Source organism: Micromonospora sp. NPDC050495 (genome assembly GCF_040655175.1).
GTDB lineage: Bacteria > Actinomycetota > Actinomycetes > Mycobacteriales > Micromonosporaceae > Micromonospora.
The window spans coordinates 1-1392 of sequence record NZ_JBFAJK010000124.1 but is presented as its reverse complement, the minus strand read 5'-3'; the positions used below and the strand labels follow the sequence as shown (position 1 = coordinate 1392).

General features: G+C 68.7%; 1 protein-coding gene. It reads right to left on the bottom strand.

Features of this window, described 5'->3' with window-relative positions:
- Positions 1–114: 114 nt before the first annotated feature.
- Positions 115–1392 (bottom strand): transposase (locus tag AB0I11_RS34375; RefSeq protein WP_357330113.1); only part of this gene is annotated, 1278 nt, incomplete at its 5' end.

Below are 1392 nucleotides of genomic sequence, written 5' to 3'. Positions count from 1 at the left end.
CCGGGGTTCCACAGATCAGGTTGCTGGCTAGTCCGCGAAATGGCGGGTTGAGCTGGGGAAACGTGGGTTGGCCCGGTGACGGGGCGTGTCACTAGGCCGAGGCGTTCGTGCTGGTCAGGAGGTTGCGGGGGTGGCCTCGAGGACGCGGCGGGGCTCGGGCAGGCCGAGGGCGGTCAGGATCTTCTTCTGGCCGGTGGTGAGTTCGGTGCGCTGGCGGAAGGAGCCGGCTGGGCCGGTGAAGGTGCCCAGGTGTAGGCGTTGGAGTTCGTCGCGGACCTCGGGCCAGGTCTGCCCGGTGCGGGTTTCGGTGATGCGGATGAGCAGCAGGGCGAGCCAGCAGAGCAGGACGTGGGCGCGGATGCGGTCCTCGGCGCGGTGGTAGACCGGCCGCAGGTCGATGATCGATTTCATGTCCCGCCAGCCGCGTTCCACTTCCAGTAGTTGCTTGTAGCCCAGGGCGATGTCCTCGGCCGACAGCTTCGGGTCGGAGCAGCGCAGCAGGAACTTGCCGTCCAGGTTGGCCTCGGCCTCGACGGTCTTCTTGTCGATGCGCAGCAGCCCGCCGGGGGTGGTGCGCAGGTAGCGCTTCAGGCCGGGCTTGGTGGAGATGACAGCGCGCAGCTCGGCGCGCTTGTCCCGGCCGAGCTTGTCAGAGCCGTCGATCATCTCTTCCAGGGTCGCGACCATGCGGGCCCTGATCGCGGCGTCGCGGGTGGCGGCCTCGGGGTTGAAGCAGATCACGAACCGGTCGTCGGCCAGGTCGCCGGACAGTCGCACTTCCTTGACCTGCAGGTTGTCCGCGACGTGCCGGTAGCGGCCCTGCCGCGACAGCGCGGCGTCGGCCTCGGGCGTGCCGCCGCGCAGCTTCTCCCCGAGGATGTAGTGCCCGCCGGCCTTTTGCAGGTAGCGCCGGTTGTGCTCGGAGGTGAAACCGCGGTCGGCGACCCACACGATCCGCGACAGCGACCAGTCCCGCATGTCGTCGCGCACCTGACGGATCAGCGCGCTGTCTGCCGTGTTCCCAGGCCAGGCCCAACATCTGACCGGGATGCCGTTGCGGGTGACGGCCATCCCGACCACGATCTGCGGCAGGTCGCCCCGGGAGTCCTTCGACTTGCCCCAGGTCCGGAACCCGGTCTCCTTCACCGCCGGCTCACCGTCGCCGACCGGCATGCCCCGCTCGTCGCGGGCCACCGGCACGTCGGCGTCAGCGGTCTCGAAGTAGGTGGAGGTGGTGTCGAAGAACAGCAGATCCACCTCCAGGTTCAACAGGTCGGCGGTGTTGTCGAACACGATCCGCCCCAGCTCCGGCTCGGCGTTGATCAGCCAGTCCATCGCCCGGTAGCAGGACTCGTCGACCACGGGCAGGTCCAAGCCGTCGATCACGACGTC